The following is a 20053-nucleotide window of genomic DNA, read 5'->3' on the forward strand; positions in this document are numbered from 1 at the left end:
ACGCGATCGGAAAACCTGAATGAGTGTATCAGATCTCTGCCCTATCCTGCCAACCGCGCAGCAGGGCGTCTACTGGCAACAGGATGGAGCCGTGGCGGGTCGGAAAGCCCCGCGCGGCGGCGAACACCGAGCACTGGCTCCAGCGCGCGGGAAAATCCGGGGCACCACCGGACAAAAGGTCCTGGATTCCTGCCCGTACCTGGGCAATTTGCCCTTCGGTTGCTCCGATGGCCGCCTCCCGCGCAATGGCAAGGGAGGCCATCCCCAACACGCAGGCCCGGCAACGCCATCCGATCGCCGCGATAGTCTGCTGGTCAAAGCGAATGTCCAGCGTGAGGCGGCTGCCGCAGACCGGGCTGACCGCTGTCACGGTGACGTCCGGCGCATCAAGCGGCCTGTCGGCACGGACCTGTGCCGACAGCGCCTTGATCTCCGGGCGATACAACTCCGCGAGATCGGCCTCCGTTGATGGATCCGTCACCGGTTCGCGTCTGCGGTCTGCCGTCCGATCACCGCGAGGAATTGCAAAGCGAAGTGTAACCCGCGCCGCACATCTTCGTCGCGTGCGGCCCGGACCAGGCCGAGCGTCGAGGGAACAGGCGTCTGCGCCGCTTGGTTGCGTGCATACCTGGCAGCGTTTGAAAGCATCCAGGCGTTGCTGACCAGATCCTCGTAGCCGGCCATCATTTTCTGGATCATGGCGTCATCGACCATATCGACGCCATCTGAAGCCAGCGATAGCAAATCGACAACATTGTGCAGCCGCTTGCCCTGGATCAGAGGCGCGAGTTTGTTGGCCAGTTCCAAAAGCCCTGCTTGGGTCGCGGCATCGGCAAAGGCGCTTTCCTGGCCGATACGCTCAAGAAGGGGGGTATCTGTATCGTGTTCGGTTGGGTGCGCCATGGCGTCCTCCTCGGTGTCTTTTGTCTGTCAGGGTCAAATGATGCCGCGGGCAACGGACCAGTAGAGGCCCCGATTGAACGCTTTGCGCATCAGGCCGCCAACCTTGGTCGGTGGGGTTGGATGAACATCCTCGTCATAGTTGTACCAAAGCGGCATTCCTGCCTCGAGCCCCATCTGCGCCACGGCTTGGACCTTGCCGTCATAGGTGTCGACCGTGCGACCGATGCGCAGGTCGCCGGCGATGTTGTTTGCGATGACGGGGCACTGGTTGTGGCACGCCCCGCCCGCCTTGGAGATCGGCAGGTCCACCGTATCGCCCATCACATAGGCATTGGGGAAACCGTCAAGCTGCAGCGTTTCACGGTTGGTGGGGAGCCAGCCTTCGTTATTGGGGGCCTGGGACACGCCGCTTTCCAGTACGGCGTCAACCGCGCGGATCGGCGGCGTCGACATGAGTATGTCGAAATTCTGCTCCTCACCTTCGGCAGAGATCGCGATCTTCTTCTGCGCGTCCACCTTGGCCAGGGTAAAGCCACGCTGAAACTTGATGCCGCGCTCCTCGAAGATCGGGGGAAGAACCTCGCAGACCTCCTGTTGCAAAAACAGGCAGTTGCGCAAAAGTTGCGAGACCGTCGGATAGGTATACACGATCTCGATTTGCTCGCGGATTCCCTTGCGGCGCAGGTACTCGTCCAGCATCAACGTCGTTTCCATCGGTGCGATACCGCATTGGTGCGGGACATTCGGCGTTTCGGGGAAGTTCACGGTGATAAAGACACGTCCCTTTTCCAGTTTGCGCAGCTTTTCCGAAAGTCGGCGCGCGGGGTCGTACTGATAGAAATAGTCCCCCGCTTCCTTCAGCCCCTCGATGCGCTCGGGTGCCGGCAGGCAACCGGTGGAGACGACGATGTAGTCGTATCCGATAGTCTTGCCGCTTTCGGTTCGCACCTGCGAGCCGGCGAAGTCGAACGCGATGACTTTGTCGACTTGGAAGTCGATCTCGGGACGCAGAAGCGTATGCTGTTTGCGACGCAGTTCGTCCTGAAAAAACATGTCGAAGGCGACATACATAAACGCCGGTTTGTAATAATGCCACGGACTGTCGGACAACATGGTCACCTTGACCTGACCGGAAGAGACCTCCGGATAGAGTTTTGCGACGATGCTGTTCGCGGTCATTGTGCCGCCGATGCCACCACCGACCACAAGTATCTGCTGTGCCATTAAGAAACCCCCTTTGCCCTCATCCGCATGGAAAAATCCATCGCGCCCTTGGCGGGGTTTCTCCGTGAATTCGGGCTTGATTCCAAATGGCAACCTTTCCAAACTGGAAAGGAGATGGTTCTCCGGCAAGGGCGCAAGGCGGCATGACAGTATTCACGCGGGATATCCCTGACGAGTTCAGGAACGTTTTGCGGACCGAGATCCAGAAGCAAATCATCGAGTGCCTCAACCGGTTCTACGCGATGGAGACCGGGATGTGGGGCAAGCCCGTCGACTGCCTGATCGTGCGCACTGTCATCCAGGGGCGTTTGCAGGGAAAACCGTATGATCTTTCCGCTCTTGCGGCGACGCTGGGCCTGCCCGTCGGAACCGTTCACCGGAAGGTTTCGGACTTGGTGGAGGCGGGGTATCTGGATCGCGAGCCCTCAGGTAAGTCGGTCTATCTCGCGCCGACCGATGCGACATGCGTCAAGCTGGACGAGTCTTTTGAAACGATGGTGTCCACCTTGCGCCGCCTGTACAAGAGCGGCGCGATCGAGGATGCGCAGGTACAACCCCAGAGGCTCTGACATTTGCCTGCTGTTCATCATACCGGCCTGGCACCCCTTATGTGACGCGCCGCCCTCGTGTTCCAACATAGATCGACGGGGGCGCGCACCGCTATGGTTCCGATAGGCCGTCCGCAGGTCGTGATTGCTCTGCATCACCCGCAGCACCCGTGGATCAGGCGGAACCGCCAACAGGCTTGCGCTCGCTTCGGGGGTGTCGCCGACAATAATACGGAGTCCGGCATCCCCGTTCAGCCGGTCGAGATCTGCATCGGGTTCCCGAACCACGGCACGGTGTCTGAATCCCGCTGGCCCTCGCCCTCAAGCCTCAGGGCGATATCACTCGTCATGTCATCGGGAGACCGCGGCGACGGTTCCCTCGGGGAGAGCTTGGTTGATCGCCGCGCTCCATGCAATGTGCACAACCAAGAAAGCACTCACCGCGCCCGAGGAGGCTTTACCGCAACGAAGGCCGGACAGCGGCGGTCGAAGCCCGACTTCTTTTTCGAACCCATATTCCAAAGGGTTGGAATCTAGGGTTTGCGCCTGGAACGGGCCTCCGCAACCATCGCACTTTGACCAGGCGATTTGGCCGGCTGGATCGCCGGAAACAACGAGGGATCTGGCCGGGTGTTGCCGTACCCATCGCGGCGTTCTAGTCTGGGCCAAGTTCAACAGGTCAGGCAAACACATGGCGCGCCCCATCGTCGGCATCATCGGCAACTCGTATCTGCTCCACGATCAATATCCGGCCCATGCTGGCGGGTCGCATAACTCCGAGGCAGTGGCCGAGGTCGCAGGCTGCATGCCGCTGCTCATTCCGGCGGATCCGCGTTTTCTGTCGGTCGAGGAATTGTTGGAAACCTGTGATGGGTTTTTGCTGACCGGGGGGCGGCCCAACGTACATCCCGAGGAATACGGCGAGGCCGAGACAGCGGCGCATGGCTCGTTTGACCGCGCGCGGGATGCGATCGTGCTGCCGCTGGTGCGCGCCTGTGTCGAGCGTGGCCAGCCGTTTTTTGGCATTTGCCGTGGCTTTCAGGAGGTCAACGTGGCGATGGGCGGCACGCTCTATCCCGAGATCCGGGATCTTCCGGGGCGGATGAACCACCGAATGCCGCCGGATGGCACTTTGGAAGAGAAATTTTCTCTGCGTCATAGGGTGGAATTTACGGCAGGCGGGGTGTTTCACGACCTGTTCGGAACCACCGAAGTGATGACTAACAGCCTGCACGGGCAGGGGATAAAGCACGCGGGACAGCGTATTGTGATCGAAGGGTATGCCCAGGATGGAACACCCGAGGCGATTCGTGTCGATGCGGCTGCGGGGTTCACCCTGTCAGTGCAATGGCACCCAGAATGGGATGCGGGCAATGATCCGGTTTCGCGCCCGCTGTTCTCGGCGTTCGGCGATGCGGTTCGCGCCTGGGCCAAGCAGATCCCCTACCAGAAATCGGCCTAGAGCATAGGTGTTGATCCAGGCGGCCATGCAAATGATATTACCAGCCGCAAACCCACGTGTTGGCCGCAATCCCAGGGCAACGATCTTAGTGCTCGCTCCTATGGCCCGTTCGAGCAAGGCTGGGCGAGCGTTCAGATCTCCGCCGTCAGCCCCGCCGCCTCAATTCCCGCTTTCGCGGCTGCGGCGTCATTGTCCGATGTGTCGCCCGTCACGCCGACAGCCCCAACGACGGCACCTTTCTTGTCGCGCAGCAGAACGCCACCCGGTACCGGCACGACCTGCCCGGAAAACAGGCCGTTCACCGCGCCCATGAAATAGGCCTGCTGTTCGGCCCGAGCCATCTGTGCCGTGCCGCCCATGCCCAACATGATTGCCCCATATGCCTTGCCATGCGCTATGGCAAACCGGCCTGGCGATGCACCATCCTCGCGTTCGAACGCCTGTACGTGACCGCCTGCATCCAGCACCACCACCGACAGCGGTTTCAGCTCGAGTTCGTGGCCCTTGTCTAGTGTCTTGCGAATTATGGTGCGCGCCTTGCGTAGTGAAATCGTCATGCCAGATTTCTTCCTCTTGCTTGAAATATCCTGCGGGGGTCCGGGGGTGCAAAACCCCCGGTCTCCCTTTCGCCATTTGCGGCTCAGCCCGCGGCTTTCAACTCCAGCCGCCGCGCATGCAACACGGGCTCGGTATATCCCGACGGCTGTGTCCGGCCCTGAAATACAAGATCGCAGGCGGCGAGAAAGGCAATGCCATCGAATCCGGGTGCCATTGGGCGATATAGGGGATCGCCAGCGTTCTGCTCGTCCACGACCGCCGCCATCTTGCGCATTGCAGCCATGACATCCTCGTCACTCACAACCCCATGATGCAGCCAGTTGGTGATGTGCTGGGCTGAAATCCGGCAAGTGGCCCGATCTTCCATAAGACCGACATTGTTGATATCCGGCACCTTGGAACAGCCGACGCCCTGATCGACCCAGCGCACAACATAGCCCAGTATGCCCTGGGCGTTGTTTTCGACCTCGCGGACCTTCTGTTCTGCGCTCCAGCGGCGATAGGTGGCCAACGGGATGTCCAGAACCGCATCCACATGGGCGCGCCGCCCATTGGCCTTCAGCCTGTCCTGAACCGCAAACACATCGACTTTGTGATAGTGCAGCGCATGCAGCGTTGCTGCGGTCGGGCTGGGCACCCAGGCGGTGTTGGCCCCGGCGCGCGGATGGGCGATTTTCTGATCCAGCATCGCCTCCATCATGTCTGGCATCGCCCACATGCCCTTGCCGATCTGCGCCTTGCCCTGCAATCCGCATTCCAGCCCGATATCGACGTTGCGGTCCTCGTAGGCACCGATCCAGCCCTTGCGTTTGATGAAATCCTTGCGCGAGAATGGCCCGGCCTCCATCGAGGTGTGAATCTCGTCGCCGGTGCGGTCCAGAAAGCCGGTGTTGATGAAGCAAACCCGGCTCCTGGCGGCGCGGATGCATTGTTTCAGGTTGACCGAGGTGCGGCGCTCCTCGTCCATGATGCCGATCTTGACCGTGTTGCGCGGCAGGCCCAGGATATCTTCGACCATGTCAAAACTGCGCACGGCAAAGGCGACCTCGTCGGGTCCGTGCATCTTGGGTTTCACCACATAGACCGAGCCGTGCAACGAATTGCCGCCGTCGCGTTTGAGGTCATGCATGGCGATCAGCACGGTGATCATCGCATCCATCAGACCTTCAAAGGCTTCGTTGCCATCGCGATCCAGGATCGCGGGGTTGGTCATCAGGTGCCCGACATTGCGCACCAGCATCAGCGCCCGCCCCTTGAGCGTCAGCGGGTCGCCGTTCGGCGCGGTAAACGCGCGATCGCGATTCAGCGCGCGGGTTACCGACTTGCCGCCCTTGTGCAGCTCGGTGGACAGGTCGCCCTGCATCAGACCCAGCCAGTTGCCATAGGCCAGAACCTTGTCTTCGGCATCGACGCAGGCGACCGAATCTTCGCAATCCATGATCACGGTCATGGCGCTTTCAAGACGCACATCCGCCAGCCCGGCCTGATCGCGGCTGCCGATGGCATGGGCGCGGTCGAACGCCAGTTCCACATGCAGCCCATGATTGACCAGCACCACGGCATCCGGTGCGCGCGGATTGCCACGATACCCGACAAACTGCGCCGGGTTCACAAGCGGACGGTCATCGACCAGCAACGCGCCTTCGCTGACATGGTAACGGCGGACATCCGCGTGGCTGGTGCCGACAATCGGAAAGGCGTCATCCAGAAACACCCGGGCGCGGGCCACGACGCGCGCACCACGGCCCCGGTCATACCCCCCGGCAGGCGGCCGGCTGCCCATCGCATCGGTGCCGTACAGCCCGTCGTAGAGGCTGCCCCAGCGGGCGTTGGCCGCGTTCAGCGCATAGCGTGCATTGGTCACCGGAACCACCAGTTGCGGGCCCGGCACAGTGGCGATCTCGGGGTCCACGTTGGCTGTGTCAATCTGGAAATCCTCGCCTTCCGGCAGCAGATACCCGATCTCTTCCAGGAACGCCTTGTACGCATCGTGATCATGGGGCTGGTTGCGCCGTTGCAGGTGCCACGCGTCGATCTGGCGCTGCAACGCTTCGCGATGCTCAAGCAAGGCCCGGTTTTCGGGACCCAGATCGTGCAGGATGCGTGACATCCCGGCCCAGAAATCATTTGACGTGACGCCGGTGCCGGGCAAGGCGCGGTTTTCGATGAAATCCACCAGTTCGGGCGCGACCTGCAACCCGTCGATTTCTGTCCTGTCGCTCATTCCCGGCCTTTCGCTCTCAACTGTACACGATGGTATTCCGTCACTGGTTAGAACGAAAGTTTCCGATAGGCAACACGCGCATCGCCTGCTTTGCGCCTCTGCAAGGACCGGGCCAGTGCCGGAACCCGGCTTGCGGCCCGTGGACGAAGTTCATAACGTGCGCCCGATCCAATCTGCGAGGCCCCCATGCGCGACGCTGCCCCCACCACCATCTACCTGAAAGACTATGCGCCCTTTGGCTTTCACGTCGAGTCGGTCCACCTGACATTCGAGCTTGATCCGCGTGCCACGCGCGTTCACAGCCGGATTGCCTTTCGCCCCGATCCCGACGTGGCCGACCGCCGGTTCTTTCTGCACGGTGAAAACCTGTCGCTGATCGTGGCCCGCATCGACGGCGAAACGGTCGCGCCTGACATCACCGATGCGGGTCTGACCTGCGCCGTGCCGGATACGCCGTTTGTGTGGGAGGCCGAAGTTCAGATCGATCCGGCGGGCAATACGGCGCTTGAGGGGCTGTATATGTCTGGTGGCATGTATTGCACCCAATGCGAGGCCGAGGGCTTTCGCAAGATCACCTATTATCCGGATCGCCCCGACGTCATGAGCGTGTTCACCGTCGAGATCAAAGGCCCGCATCCGGTTCTGCTGTCCAATGGCAATCCGCAGCAGCAGGGCGAAGGTCATGCGATCTGGCACGATCCCTGGCCAAAACCGGCCTATTTGTTTGCCCTGGTGGCGGGCGACCTGTTGGCCCATCCGGACAGCTTTACGACCTGTTCCGGCAAGCCTGTGGATCTGAATATCTGGGTGCGCCCCGGTGACGAGGGTAAATGCGCCTTTGGCATGGAGGCGTTGAAGAAATCCATGCGCTGGGACGAAGAGGTCTATGGCCGTGAATACGATCTTGATGTGTTCAACATCGTCGCCGTGGATGATTTCAACATGGGCGCGATGGAGAACAAGGGGCTGAACGTATTCAACTCGTCCGCAGTTCTGGCCAGCCCGGAAACCGCGACGGATGCCAATTTCGAACGCATAGAGGCGATCATCGCGCACGAGTATTTCCACAACTGGACCGGCAATCGGATCACCTGCCGGGACTGGTTCCAGCTGTGCCTGAAAGAGGGGCTGACGGTCTATCGCGACAGCCAGTTCACCAGCGACATGCGCAGTGCGCCCGTCAAGCGGATCAGTGATGTGATCGACCTGCGTGCCCGCCAGTTTCCCGAAGATCAGGGGCCGCTGGCGCATCCGGTGCGCCCGGAGAGTTTTCAGGAGATCAACAACTTCTATACCGCTACGGTTTATGAAAAGGGTGCCGAGGTGATTGGCATGCTCAAGCGGCTGGTTGGCGATGCAGCCTATGCCGAGGCGTTGGATCTGTATTTCGCCCGCCACGACGGGCAGGCCTGCACGATCGAGGATTGGCTGGCGGTGTTTGCCGAGGTTACGGGCCGTGATCTGAGCCAGTTCAAGCGCTGGTATTCGCAGGCTGGAACCCCGCGTGTGCATGTGGCTGAGACATGGGAAAACGGCACCTATACCCTGACCTTCAGTCAGAAAACGCCGCCTTCTGCCGCGACACCCGATCCGCAACCGCTGGTTCTGCCGATCGATGTGGGCCTGCTGGGCGCGAATGGCGACGAAGTGCGTGCCACCGAAACACTGGAAATGACCGAGGCCACGCAGAGCTTTGCCTTTGAGGGTCTCGCGGCCAAGCCGGTGCCGTCGATCCTGCGCGGATTTTCCGCGCCGGTGGTGTTGGAACGTGAGACGGACGCTGCCGAACGCGCCTTTTTGCTGGCCCATGACACCGATGCGTTTAATCGCTGGGAGGCGGGCCGCGCGCTGGCTCGCGAAACGTTGATGAGCATGGCAACCAGCGATGCGGCCCCGGACGCCGACTATCTGGACGGGATGTTGGCGGTGTTGCGCGACGATGGGCTGGACCCGGCCTATCGCGCCCTGATGCTGGCCCAGCCGGGGCAATCCGAACTGGCAGCGGCGCTGGCCCAATCCGGCAGCACGCCAGATCCGGATGCGATCTGGCAGGCCAGCGAAACTCTCAAACAGGCCTTGGCGCAGCATGCGCAGGATGTGCTGCCGCGTATTCTGGCCGGCTGCCGGATTGAAGAGCCTTTTCGCCCTGACGCCGATCAGGCCGGCAAACGGGCGCTTGGCGGCGCTGCGCTGGCGCTGGTCACCCGTCTGGATAGCGGGGCGCAGGCGGCGGCCCAATACGATGCGGCCGATAACATGACCCTGCAGTTGACGGCGCTGTCCTGCCTGCTGAGCGCGGGCAAGGGTGCCGAGCAACTGGCGGGCTTTTACGATCAGTGGAAACTGGATCGGTTGGTGATCGACAAGTGGTTCGGGCTGCAGATTGTGCAGGCCGCTCCGGACCAGGCCGTGGGTACCGCGCGCGATCTGACCGGGCATGCCGATTTCAACTGGCAAAACCCGAATCGCTTTCGCGCGACTCTGGGGAGCCTGTCGATGAACCATGCCGGATTCCATACTGCGGATGGCAGCGGCTATGCGGTGTTGGCAGACTGGTTGATCAAGCTGGATCCGGTCAATCCGCAGACGACGGCGCGGATGTGCAGCGCCTTTCAGACCTGGAAACGCTATGATGCCGTTCGGCAGGATCTGATCCGTGCCCAGTTGGAGCGTATCGCCGCAACACCCGATCTGTCGCGCGACACGACCGAGATGATCTCGCGTATCCTCGGGGCAGGCTAGGCATGGTGTCCGGCGTGCACGAATGAGCGCCGATTTTGAGTATACCCGCCAGGGACGCACATCGCGCATGGCGGCCCTGTTGACTGCGATTTATGCCGTGTTGACGGGGGCGGTGGTCCTGATGGACGCGGCGTGGTGGTTGATGGCGGGACTGGCTTTACTGACACTTCCGGCGCTGTGGGATTGGTATGCAAACCCCAGTGCCGGTGTGCGCCTGACCGGCTCTCACCTGTATTGGCACAGCGGTCGCCGTCACGGCGATCTGGCCCTCGCGCAAATCGATCACATGCGGTTCGATACGCGCTGGGATTTCTCGATCCGCGTGCGTGCCGTTTTGACCGATGGCAAACGCGTGCATCTGCCGTTTGAAGCGATCCCGCCGCATCGGGAGTTTGAAAAACACTTGCAGGCCCGTGGCATGGCGGTCAAGCGCAGCCATTTCGCGTTCTTCTAGGTCATGCCGCCCCCTTGCGACGCAGGCCCGGCTGGCCTAGAAGGCGATCCATCACCGACAAGAGGCGCGCCATGCTGGACCTGAGCTATACCACCCCCAAAGTCAAAACCATTGCCGGTGCCAAACACGACTGGGAACTGGTGATCGGTATGGAGGTTCATGCGCAGATCAGCTCGAACGCCAAGTTGTTTTCCGGGGCGTCGACCAAATTCGGGGCCGAGCCCAACAGCAACGTCGCCTTTGTCGACGCCGCGATGCCGGGCATGTTGCCGGTGATCAACGAATACTGCATCGAGCAGGCCGTGCGCACTGGGCTGGGTCTGAAGGCGCGGATCAACCTGCTAAGCGCCTTTGATCGCAAGAATTATTTCTATCCCGACCTGCCGCAGGGCTATCAGATTTCACAGCTCTATCACCCGATTGTGGGCGAAGGCGAAGTGCTGGTCGAGATGGGCGAAGGGGTTGCGCGGCTGGTGCGGGTCGAGCGCATCCATATCGAGCAGGACGCGGGCAAGTCGATTCACGACATGGATCCGAACATGTCCTTTGTCGATCTGAACCGTACCGGTGTGGCGCTGATGGAAATCGTCAGCCGCCCGGATATCCGCAGCCCCGAAGAGGCGGCGGCCTATGTCACCAAGCTGCGCCAGATCCTGCGCTATCTGGGCACATGCGATGGCAACATGCAGAACGGCAACTTGCGCGCCGACGTGAACGTGTCGATCTGTCGTCCCGGTCAGTATGAGAAGTATCAGGAAACACAGGATTTTTCCCATCTGGGGACGCGCTGTGAAATCAAGAACATGAACTCGATGCGCTTTATCCAGCAGGCCATCGAAGTCGAGGCGCGCCGCCAGATCGCCATTGTCGAAGGTGGCGGCAAGGTCGATCAGGAAACCCGCCTGTACGATCCGGACAAGGGCGAAACCCGGTCGATGCGGTCCAAGGAAGAGGCGCATGATTATCGCTATTTTCCCGATCCCGACCTGCTGCCGCTGGAGATCGAACAGGGCTGGGTCGATGATATCGCGGCCAATCTTCCGGAACTGCCGGATCAGAAAAAGGCGCGATTTATCAATGATTACGGTCTTTCGGATTACGACGCTTCGGTGCTGACGGCGGATCTGGATTCGGCCGGATTTTTCGAGGCTGTGGCCGAGGGGCGCGATGGCAAGCTGGCGGCGAACTGGGTGATCAACGAGCTGTTTGGGCGTCTGAAAAAGGAAGATCACGATATTGGCGCCAGTCCGGTGTCTCCGGCGCAGTTGGGCGGGATCATCGAATTGATCGCCAAGGGCGACATTTCCGGCAAGATTGCCAAGGATCTGTTCGAGATCGTCTATACAGAGGGCGGCGACCCGGCCGAGATCGTCGAGAAACGCGGCATGAAACAGGTCACGGACACCGGTGCGATCGAAACCGCCGTGGACCAGGTCATCGCAGACAACCCGGCCCAAGTCGAGAAAGCCAAGGCGAACCCGAAACTGGCCGGATGGTTTGTCGGGCAGGTGATGAAGGCCACCGGTGGCAAGGCCAACCCCAAGGCCGTGAACGAGATCGTGGCGGCCAAGCTGGGCCTGTAACCCGCCCCCTGCAAACCGCGTATGACAGCCGTACATACCGCGTACAGACGCGGTATGCCCAACCGGCGTGCCGCGGGCGATGCGCTTTATGGCAGTTCAGGTTTGGGTCGCATCGGAAATCGCTGCCTCGCGCTTTGCCCAAACGCCAGTTCCGATCAGGATCTGAACCGCATTAGCTGCGGCGGTCGGGAAACCGGATCGGGCTGCCGTCGCTGGCGGGGGCGACTTCGGGCTCATGGACCGGATCGTGGGCCGGAGCCGTCAGGGGCGGATCCTGGGGCGGTGCCTTGGCGGGCTGATCGGACAGATGCGGTGTGGGGCCGTGTGCGGCGATCGGGGCGGGGGCCGTGATCGGGACCGGGCGACCGGGGGCGTCCAGCACCGGGGCGGTCAGCACCTGCGACTCCTCTTCAAGGGCGCGGCGGAACACCAGCACGTTGCGCCAGTTTGTGGTGCTGCCGGTCAGGCCGGTGCGCTCTTCGCTGGGCAGAAGTTCGGCGCGCTGATAGTCCCAGCCCAGGGCGGCCATTTCGTTCAATACCTCTTCGACCGACAGGGCAAAGCGGCCTTCGGGGGTTTTGACGGATTTGGATTTCTGACCCTTGGCGGGGGCTGGGACGACCTTGTATTCGTATCGCGGCATGGGTTCGCTTTTCAACGTTGTTCGGATGCAGCCTAGCCCAGCGGCGGCGGCAGTTCCAGATACCTCATGCGGGGGCGGATTTGCGCCGGATGCCGATGCTGCGCCCGACGCGTTCGGGGCGGGGCAGGTCAGCGTGAAGGCGGGCCATGGCGGCGATCTTGTCGGCGATATCGGGCGGAAACGGCGCGACGCGCGGGCCGCTCATGTCGATATGCAGCCCCAGCGCCTCGCCGGTGGCGGCCAGCCAGCCGTCTTCGTGATAGAGTTCCTGATAGGTATGAAAGCGTTTGTCGTCGTGGTCGATCATCTGAAATTTGACCTGGACGCGGTCGCCCTCGTGCAGTTCGCGCACATAACAGATGTGGAATTCCGCCGTGTAGGTCGTGAAGCCGCGTGTGCGGGCATAGTCGGCGCCCAGGCCGAGGTCGGCGTAGACCTCGTCGACAGAGGTGTCGAACAGCACGTTGTAGTAGGCCATGTTGAGGTGGCCGTTATAGTCGATCCATTCCGGTTTCACGGTCTTGGTGCTGGACAGAAAGGGGGCGGTCATCGGGCGTCTCCTGTTTCGGTTTGCCCGACCCTAACCCAGCGCCGTGGGGTGCAAAAGCCACAAGCCGCGCGGCTTGTGGCATCGGGGTCAGACCCGCAGATCAAAGCTGTTGGACAGGGGCAGTTCGCGAGCGCGGGTGCCGGTCAGGTCAAACAGCGCATTGCCAAGCGCGGGCATCGCTGGCGGTGTGCCCGGTTCGCCCGCGCCGCCCAGATAGGTGTTCGCTTCAAGGATCGCGACCTCGGTGAGGGGGGCGGTGTGCATGCGGATCGCGTCGTAATCCGGAAAGTTCCGCTGTTGCACCGCGCCATCGGAAAAGGTGATTTTACCATAGGCCGCAGCAGAGAGACCATAGATCATGCCGCCGATCATCTGCGCCTCGATGATGCTCCGGTCCAGCGCGATTCCCATGTCGCAGGCGATCCAGGCGCGGGTGATGCGGATGCTGCCGTCTTGGTCGACCACCTCGATCACCTGGGCCACGGGGGTGCCAAAGCTGTAGGTGAACCCGACGCCGCGCCCGACGCCTTCGGGGGTTTTGCCGGTCCAGCCCGACATCTGGCGCACGGTGTCCAGGGTGCCGGCGCTGGGGGCGTGGACCGGGCGGATCAGCTCGAGCCGGAAGTCGAGCGGGTCGCGCCCGGCGGCGTGGGCCATCTCGTCGATGAAAGTGTCGTGAAAGAAGCCGTTGAACGACGCCCCGACCGAACGCCAGAAGCCGACCGGCAGGTCCAGATCCGCCACATGGCCGCGCACCCGGTAGTTGGGGATGGCGTAGGGTTGGTTGAAGGCACCGTCCACCAGCACCTTGTCGGGACCGGCGGCGGGCAGGCCCGCCCAGCGGTTCAGGGCCTGATGGGTGGCCGATTGTGCCGCGATCCGGGCGTCCAGCATCACCGCCTGTCCGTCCTTGACCGTGCCGGTGAACCGGGCCAGCGCGCCCGGGCGGTAGTAGTCGTGGGTCATGTCCTCTTCGCGCGACCAGGTCAGCTGCACCGGGGTGCCGGGCATCGCCATGGCGACCTGGGTGGCATAGGCGGCAAAGTCCGGCTCGCCGCGCCGGCCGAAACCGCCGCCCATCAGGGTGGTGTGGATCTGCACCGCGTCCGGGTCCAGCCCGGCCAGTTTGGCGCAGGCCTGTTGCTGAAAGATCGGGGACTGGTTGCCGCACCAGATTTCGAGCGCGTCATGGGTGAACAGGGCGGTGGCGTTCTGTGGCTCCATCGTGGCGTGGGCCAGATAGGGCAGTTTGTAATCCGCGCTGAGGGAGATTGTGCCTTTGGGCAGGGTGGCGGTGTCACCGCCGTCGCGTGGGGACGTGACATTGCCGTCGTCGCGCAGGGTCGAGTTCGGCTTGTCATCGAACGCCTGTGCGATGCGGGCAAATATCGCGTCGGTTTCCGGCGGATAGGGGGCTGCGCCCCAGTCGATGTCCACCGCATCAGCGGCCTGTTGCGCCAGCCAGGTGTTGGTGGCGACCACGGCGATGCCGGTGCCGAGGTCGATCACCCGCTCGACTCCGGGCATGGTTTCGGCGGCGCTGGCGTCAAAACCGTTCATGGTGCCGCCCAGGTTCGGATTGATCCGCAGGGCGGCGAATTTCATCCCCGGCAGGCGAACGTCGATGCCGAATTGCGCCGTGCCGGTGGATTTGCCCACCATGTCCACGCGCGGTACCGATTTGCCCAGATAGCGCCAGCCGCGCGCGTCGCGCAGTTCGACGTGCGGCGGGTCGATCAGGGCGGCGGCTTCGGCCAGATCGGTATAGGGAATGGTCTGGCCGTCGGGCGCGATCACCTGCGCGTTTTCGGTTTTCAACTGTGCACGGTCCAGGCCCAGGCGCTCGGCGGCGGCCTGCTTGATGGTCTCGCGCGCGGTGGCACCGGCCTGGCGCATGCGGATGAAGCCGTCCTTCATCGAGGTCGACCCGCCGGTGACCTGCAACCCGATAAGCTTGCCCACCCCGCCCAGGGCTTCGCCCACCGTGTGCTGGAATTCGCTGGTGTCATAGCCTTTGCCGGGCAGGGCGTCGGCGACCATGGCGCTGTTGTAATAGGCCTTGGCGGCGGGGCCGTGCAGCACCCGCACAGCGGCGATGTCCACGTCCAGTTCCTCGGCGATCAGGGCGGCCCAGGTGGTGTGCACGCCCTGTCCCATCTCGGCGCGCGGCGCAATCAGCGTGATACCCTGCTGGTCGATCAGCACAAACGGGTTCAGCGCCGCCGCGCCGGGGGCGGGGGTCAGCGGGTTGGGGGCGGGTTGGCGCACCTTGTAGACGCCGAATGCGACTCCGCCGAGGATGGCGGCAGAGCCGATCAGGAAAGTGCGGCGGGCGATGGTTCCGATGCGTGACATGGGGCTATGTCTCTTTCATCTTAGCCGCGGCGGTATGGATCGCGGCGCGGATACGGGGATAGGTGCCGCAACGGCACAGGTTGCCCTGCATCGCGTCGTCGATTTCGGCATCGGTGGGGTCCGGGGTTTCGGCCAGCAGGGCGGCGGCCTGCATGATCTGACCCGACTGGCAATAGCCGCATTGAGCCACCTGATGCGCGACCCATGCCTGTTGGATAGCGGCCATCGAATCGGGTGTGCCCAGGCCTTCGATGGTGGTGACATCGCCCCAGACATCGGACAGCGAGACCTGGCAGCTGCGCACCGCCTCGCCGTCGATCTGCACGGTGCAGGCACCGCAGGCGGCGACGCCGCAGCCGAATTTGGTGCCGGTCAGCCCGATCTCGTCGCGCAAAACCCAGAGCAGGGGCACATCATCGGGCAGATCCACCCGATGCGGGGTTCCATTGACGGTGAGCTGGGTGGACATGGCGGACCCCTATGTGGCTGTGCATGGCTGTGGTGATATCTGACATTATGACATAAATACACTAAAACGTCAGAATGTCAATTGACAGGGCGCGAGCGGACTGTCAGCGTGACGCCATGAAGGGCAGTGCGAGCGATCCCAGGCGAGAGGCGATTTTGCAGGCGGCGTGGCAGGCCTTTGCCGCCTATGGCTATCGCAAGACGTCGATGGATGACATCGCGCGCGGCGCGGGTGTGTCGCGCCCGGCGCTGTATCTGCATTACCGCAACAAGGACGACATTTTTCGCAGTCTGGCGCAGCAATATTACGACAGGGCGGCAGAGGCGGTGGATCTGGCGTTGCAGGCCGATGGGTCAGTGCCCGAGGTTCTGGCGGCGGCTTTTGCCGCGCAGGGCGGAGCGTTGATGCAGGCGATGCTGACATCGCCGCACGGGATCGAGTTGTTGGATGCCGGCAATGCCACCGCCGCCGATATCACGGCGGCGGGCGAGGCGCGGCTGGTCGAGGTTTATGCCGGCTGGCTGGCCGGGCAGGCCGCAGCGGGACGAATCGCACTGGCGGAGTCGCCCACTGAAGTGGCAGCCACTCTGACCGCCGCGCTCAAGGGGATCAAGTCGGCGGTGCCGGAATATGACGCCTATACGCGGCGGGTCGCGCAGTTGGCGACCCTGTTGGGGGCCGGTCTGGCGGCAGGCTGAGCTGGCCTATAGGTCGGTCCGAAGGTGCCAGAGTTCGGGAAACAGTTCGACTTCGAGCATGCGCTTGAGATAGCTGACGCCGCCGGTGCCGCCGGTGCCGCGTTTGAAACCGATCACACGTTCGACGGTGGTGACATGGTTAAAGCGCCAGCGCCGGAAGTAATCTTCGAGATCGACCAGCTTTTCCGCCAGTTCGTACAGTTGCCAATGGGTGGCGGGATCGCGATAAACCACGGTCCAGGCCGCCGCGACGCCGGGGTCGGCCACATAGGGCTGGCTGACATCACGCTTTAGCACTGCCTGGGGCACCGGGATGGCGGCGTTCAGCGCCTGCAAGGCGACATCATACAGCGAGGGGCGCGCCAGTTCGCCGGTCAATAGCGCTGTGACGTCGGGGCGATGGGCGTGTGGACGCAGCATGGCCGGGTTGCGGTTGCCCAGCAGGAATTCGACCTGACGATACTGGTGCGATTGAAACCCCGAGGACTGCCCCAGGCTCTCGCGAAAGGTGGTATAGTCGCTGGGTGTCATGGTGCGCAGCACATCCCAGGCATTGTTTAGCTGTTCAAAGATGCGCGCCACCCGTGCCAGCATCTTGAAGGCGGGGCGGGGATCGGGACCGGTCATGGTCTGACGCGCCGCTGTCAGTTCGTGAATCGCCAGCCGCATCCACAGTTCGGACGTCTGGTGCTGAATGATGAACAGCATCTCGTCATGCGCTTGCGACAGGGGATTCTGCGCGGTCAGGAGCTTGTCCAGCTGCAGGTAGTCGCCATAGGACATGCGCCCGTCAAAGGACATCTGCGCACCCTCGCGGGCGGGATCATAGGGGTCGGTCATGGGGTGGTCTCCAGGGTCAGGTCCATGCGAAAGCGGGGCAGGGCGATGCCGTTGCGCCGCACGGTTTCGCGCCCGATCACCCGCCAGCCGCGCCGGGTCAGGAACGGCTGTGCCAGCAGGCTGGCATCGGCGGTCAGATGTGTCAGGCCGTGGTCGCGGGCAATGTCCAGCAGCCCGCCGTGCAGGGCCGTGGCGATGCCGCGCCGCATCTGTTCGGGGGCGACAAAGGCCATATCCAGGTGTCCGTCGGTCTCCAGCGTCATGAAGCCCGCGATCGCGTCCTGGATGCAGGCCACCAGGGTGTGGGCCTGTTCCAGACGCTGGCAACGCTCGGGCGTCGGTTCGGGCGGGGCGGGGCTCCAGGCGTCGCGCTGGGCCTGATCGTAGTGATCGCGCGCCCCGATCTGGACCGCGCGATGAAACAGCGCCCAGCAGGCGGCGCAATCGGCAGGGACATAGGCGCGCAGGGTCAGGGTCATGTGACGGCGGAACGGACCCGATATTCGGGGCGATCCCACAGGCGGTTGGTCATCACGTCGATGATGATCGCGGCGGCCGCCTGCACGTCGTCCTGATCGATATAGAGCGGCGTAAAGCCAAAGCGCATCACGTCGGGGGCGCGGAAATCGCCGATCACGCCGCGCGCGATCAGCGCCTGCATCGCGGCATAGCCATCGGCAAAGCGGAACGACACCTGGCTGCCGCGCCGGTCGCTTTCGCGGGGGCTGGACAGGGCCATCATCGGGCAGGCGCTTTCGATCAGCCGAATGAACAGGTCGGTCAGTTCCACCGAGCGGGCGCGCACATCGGCCATGTCGGCCAGGTCCCAGATGTCGAGCGCGGTTTCCAGCGCGGTCATCTGGATCACCGGCGGGGTGCCGACACGCATCCGGGCGACCCCGGTGCCGGGGCGATAGGTCTGTTCAAAGGCGAACGGGCTGTCATGCCCCAGCCAGCCCGACAGGGCAGGCAGGGCGTTGCCGGCATGGCGCGGGGCGACATAGATAAAGGCTGGCGCACCGGGGCCGCCGTTGAGGTATTTATAGGTGCAGCCGACGGCGAAGTCTGCCCCCGCACCGGCCAGATCGACCGGCACCGCCCCCGCCGAATGGGCCAGATCCCAGACTGTCACGACCCCGGCGGCATGGGCGCGGCGAGTCAGGTCGGCCATGTCGTGCCAGCGCCCGGTGCCGTAATCGACCTCGGTCAGCATCAGCACGGCGATATCGTCGGTGATATTGTCGGCCACGTCTTCGGGCGCGACCACGCGCAGCTCCTGGCCCTTGTCGAGACTGCTCAACAGCCCCTGTGCCATGTAGAGGTCAGAGGGGAAATTGCCGCTGTCGCTGAGCACCACGCGGCGATCCGGGTTCAGCGCCAAGGCGGCGGCCAGCGCCTGATAGACCTTGATCGACAGGGTATCGCCCAACACCACATGACCGGGCTCGGCCCCGATCAGACGCCCGACCCGGTCGCCCAGGGCCATCGGCTGGGCCATCCAGCCCGCCTTGTTCCAGCCGGTGATCAGCATCTGGCCCCATTCGTCGCTCAGCATGTTTGCGATCCGCCCGGGCGCGGCGCTGGGCAGGGGGCCCAGCGAGTTGCCATCGAGATAGAGCACCCCCGGCGGCAGGTCGAACATCGCCTTGGTGGCGGCAAAATCGGTCATGGCGTGTTCCTCCGTATATATTTTAAACCTAAAGCACCTATCGGTGAATAGCGGCGCGGTCTGGGGCTGTCCAGCCCCTTGTCCCGGATCGGCCGGCAAACGGGCCGGGAAAGCGGCATCTCATCGCTTTACATACCCATTCGCATCTGTGAATGTATCGGTGAACGAAAGGATGCCCGTATGAAACACCTGTTCACCGCCCTTCTGCTGATCGCAGCGCCCCCTGTACTGGCCAGCGAAGATATCGCCGATCAGTATCCGCAATCGGAGTTGTATTCCAAACCGGTCGAGGTGATCCCGCATGTTTTTTCCGCCATCGGGGCAACGGCACCGCCGACCTATGAGAATGCGGGGCACAACAACAATCTGTCCTTTATCGTCACCGAGGCCGGGGTGGTCGTGGTCAATGGCGGCGCGTCGGTGCGCCTGGCGGCGGCGCTGCATGACGAGATCAGGGCGGTGACGGATCAGCCGGTGGTTCTGGTGATCAACGAGAACGGTCAGGGCCACGCGATGCTTGGCAATGCCTATTGGCGGGATCTGGGGGTCGATGTGCTGGCGCATGAAGATGCGGTGGCGGAAACCCGCGAAAATGGCGATTTCATCCTGCAGGGAATGCAACGATACAATCGCGACAAGGCCGAAGGCACGCGGGTCGAACATGCCAATCTGAGTTTTGCGGACACGTACGATGCGTCGATGGGCGGAGTCACCATCAAGGTGCTGCATCTTGGACCGGCGCACGACCCGGGGGATGCCCAGGTCTGGCTGCCCGATTGGGGCATGCTGATCGCCGGAGATATTGCGTTTCACGAACGGATGCTGCCGATTTTCGAAGGCGGCTGTACCAAATGCTGGATCGAGACCTGGGACGACAAGCTGGAGCCGCTGGCCCCGACCTATGTGATTCCCGGTCACGGCCACCCCACCAATCTGGCGCAGGTGCGACGCTATACCCGCGATTATCTGCTTGATCTGCGCAGCAAGATCGGTGCCCATATCGAAGACGGCGGCGATCTGGCAGGAGCCTATTACGTGGATCAGGCCAACTGGGCGCATCTGGACACGTTCGAGGAACTGGCCACCAAGAACGCGGGCCGGGTGTTTGAAGAGATGGAGTGGGAATGACGC

Annotated in this window: 19 protein-coding genes; 7 read left to right on the forward strand and 12 right to left on the reverse strand. The window is 62.8% G+C overall.

Features of this window, described 5'->3' with window-relative positions; genetic code table 11:
• Positions 1-28: 28 nt before the first annotated feature.
• From NANH_RS0120535 to NANH_RS0120545, 3 genes are read right to left on the reverse strand one after another with little or no spacing between them, the layout of a single operon-like run.
• A complete protein-coding gene (locus tag NANH_RS0120535) occupies positions 29-481 on the reverse strand; it encodes an iron-sulfur cluster assembly scaffold protein (RefSeq protein ID WP_027263742.1) in 453 nt (150 codons plus the stop codon).
• Positions 478-903, reverse strand: a complete 426-nt coding sequence (locus NANH_RS0120540) for a DUF1641 domain-containing protein (protein WP_036050159.1) — start codon at positions 901-903, stop codon at positions 478-480. Before NANH_RS0120540 ends, NANH_RS0120535 begins: the two co-directional genes overlap by 4 nt.
• Before the next feature lie 33 nt (positions 904-936).
• Positions 937-2256, reverse strand: coding sequence for an NAD(P)/FAD-dependent oxidoreductase (locus NANH_RS0120545; protein ID WP_245601484.1), 1320 nt, complete (start codon positions 2254-2256; stop codon positions 937-939).
• 14 nt (positions 2257-2270) lie between these two features.
• On the opposite strand from NANH_RS0120545, the gene NANH_RS26750 reads away from it, so the two are divergent.
• Together NANH_RS26750 and NANH_RS0120565 are read left to right on the forward strand one after the other, a co-directional pair.
• Positions 2271-2696, forward strand: a complete 426-nt coding sequence (locus NANH_RS26750; protein WP_051372523.1) for a helix-turn-helix domain-containing protein — start codon at positions 2271-2273, stop codon at positions 2694-2696.
• 670 nt (positions 2697-3366) lie between these two features.
• Positions 3367-4137: a gamma-glutamyl-gamma-aminobutyrate hydrolase family protein gene (locus NANH_RS0120565; RefSeq protein ID WP_027263745.1), complete on the forward strand. Its 771-nt coding sequence runs from the start codon at positions 3367-3369 to the stop codon at positions 4135-4137.
• 131 nt (positions 4138-4268) lie between these two features.
• Here NANH_RS0120565 and NANH_RS0120570 read toward each other — a convergent pair whose 3' ends face one another.
• The gene (locus tag NANH_RS0120570; RefSeq protein ID WP_027263746.1) at positions 4269-4694 is read right to left on the reverse strand and encodes a GlcG/HbpS family heme-binding protein; all 426 of its coding nucleotides are present in this window, start codon (positions 4692-4694) and stop codon (positions 4269-4271) included.
• Between the two features lie 83 nt (positions 4695-4777).
• Positions 4778-6919, reverse strand: a complete 2142-nt coding sequence (locus tag NANH_RS0120575; protein ID WP_027263747.1) for a malate synthase G — start codon at positions 6917-6919, stop codon at positions 4778-4780.
• A gap of 186 nt (positions 6920-7105) precedes the next feature.
• Between NANH_RS0120575 and pepN the strand changes: the two genes are divergently transcribed.
• The 3 genes from pepN (at position 7106) to gatB (ending at position 11698) form a co-directional block, all read left to right on the forward strand.
• Positions 7106-9661, forward strand: a complete 2556-nt coding sequence (gene pepN / locus NANH_RS0120580) for an aminopeptidase N (RefSeq protein ID WP_027263748.1) — start codon at positions 7106-7108, stop codon at positions 9659-9661.
• Positions 9662-9683: 22 nt separating this feature from the next.
• Complete coding sequence (locus NANH_RS0120585) at positions 9684-10115, forward strand: hypothetical protein (RefSeq protein ID WP_027263749.1); 432 nt, start codon at positions 9684-9686, stop codon at positions 10113-10115.
• Positions 10116-10186: 71 nt separating this feature from the next.
• Positions 10187-11698: an Asp-tRNA(Asn)/Glu-tRNA(Gln) amidotransferase subunit GatB gene (gene gatB / locus NANH_RS0120590; RefSeq protein ID WP_027263750.1), complete on the forward strand. Its 1512-nt coding sequence runs from the start codon at positions 10187-10189 to the stop codon at positions 11696-11698.
• Positions 11699-11870: 172 nt separating this feature from the next.
• Here gatB and NANH_RS29390 read toward each other — a convergent pair whose 3' ends face one another.
• The 4 genes from NANH_RS29390 to NANH_RS0120610 form a co-directional block, all read right to left on the reverse strand.
• A complete protein-coding gene (locus NANH_RS29390) occupies positions 11871-12341 on the reverse strand; it encodes a hypothetical protein (RefSeq protein ID WP_051372524.1) in 471 nt (156 codons plus the stop codon).
• A 64-nt stretch (positions 12342-12405) separates the two neighbouring features.
• On the reverse strand, positions 12406-12891 hold the full coding sequence (locus NANH_RS0120600) for a thioesterase family protein (RefSeq protein WP_027263751.1): 486 nt from the start codon (positions 12889-12891) through the stop codon (positions 12406-12408).
• Between the two features lie 87 nt (positions 12892-12978).
• Entirely contained in the window at positions 12979-15246 is a 2268-nt protein-coding gene (locus NANH_RS0120605) for a xanthine dehydrogenase family protein molybdopterin-binding subunit (RefSeq protein ID WP_027263752.1), read from the reverse strand.
• A 4-nt stretch (positions 15247-15250) separates the two neighbouring features.
• Positions 15251-15715: a (2Fe-2S)-binding protein gene (locus NANH_RS0120610; protein ID WP_027263753.1), complete on the reverse strand. Its 465-nt coding sequence runs from the start codon at positions 15713-15715 to the stop codon at positions 15251-15253.
• Between the two features lie 116 nt (positions 15716-15831).
• Between NANH_RS0120610 and NANH_RS0120615 the strand changes: the two genes are divergently transcribed.
• The gene (locus NANH_RS0120615; protein ID WP_027263754.1) at positions 15832-16413 is read left to right on the forward strand and encodes a TetR/AcrR family transcriptional regulator; all 582 of its coding nucleotides are present in this window, start codon (positions 15832-15834) and stop codon (positions 16411-16413) included.
• Positions 16414-16419: 6 nt separating this feature from the next.
• Here the strand turns inward: NANH_RS0120615 and kynA are convergent, their stop codons facing one another.
• The 3 genes from kynA to kynU are packed head-to-tail and all read right to left on the reverse strand — an operon-like array spanning position 16420 to position 18922.
• Positions 16420-17253, reverse strand: a complete 834-nt coding sequence (gene kynA, locus NANH_RS0120620) for a tryptophan 2,3-dioxygenase (RefSeq protein WP_027263755.1) — start codon at positions 17251-17253, stop codon at positions 16420-16422.
• The gene (locus NANH_RS0120625) at positions 17250-17732 is read right to left on the reverse strand and encodes a GNAT family N-acetyltransferase (RefSeq protein ID WP_036050163.1); all 483 of its coding nucleotides are present in this window, start codon (positions 17730-17732) and stop codon (positions 17250-17252) included. Before NANH_RS0120625 ends, kynA begins: the two co-directional genes overlap by 4 nt.
• Positions 17729-18922, reverse strand: coding sequence for a kynureninase (kynU, locus tag NANH_RS0120630; RefSeq protein WP_027263757.1), 1194 nt, complete (start codon positions 18920-18922; stop codon positions 17729-17731). The genes NANH_RS0120625 and kynU overlap by 4 nt, the downstream gene beginning before the upstream one ends.
• A gap of 180 nt (positions 18923-19102) precedes the next feature.
• On the opposite strand from kynU, the gene NANH_RS0120635 reads away from it, so the two are divergent.
• Entirely contained in the window at positions 19103-20050 is a 948-nt protein-coding gene (locus NANH_RS0120635) for an MBL fold metallo-hydrolase (protein WP_027263758.1), read from the forward strand.
• Positions 20051-20053: the final 3 nt, after the last annotated feature.

The organism is Sedimentitalea nanhaiensis DSM 24252 (assembly GCF_000473225.1).
GTDB lineage: Bacteria > Pseudomonadota > Alphaproteobacteria > Rhodobacterales > Rhodobacteraceae > Sedimentitalea > Sedimentitalea nanhaiensis.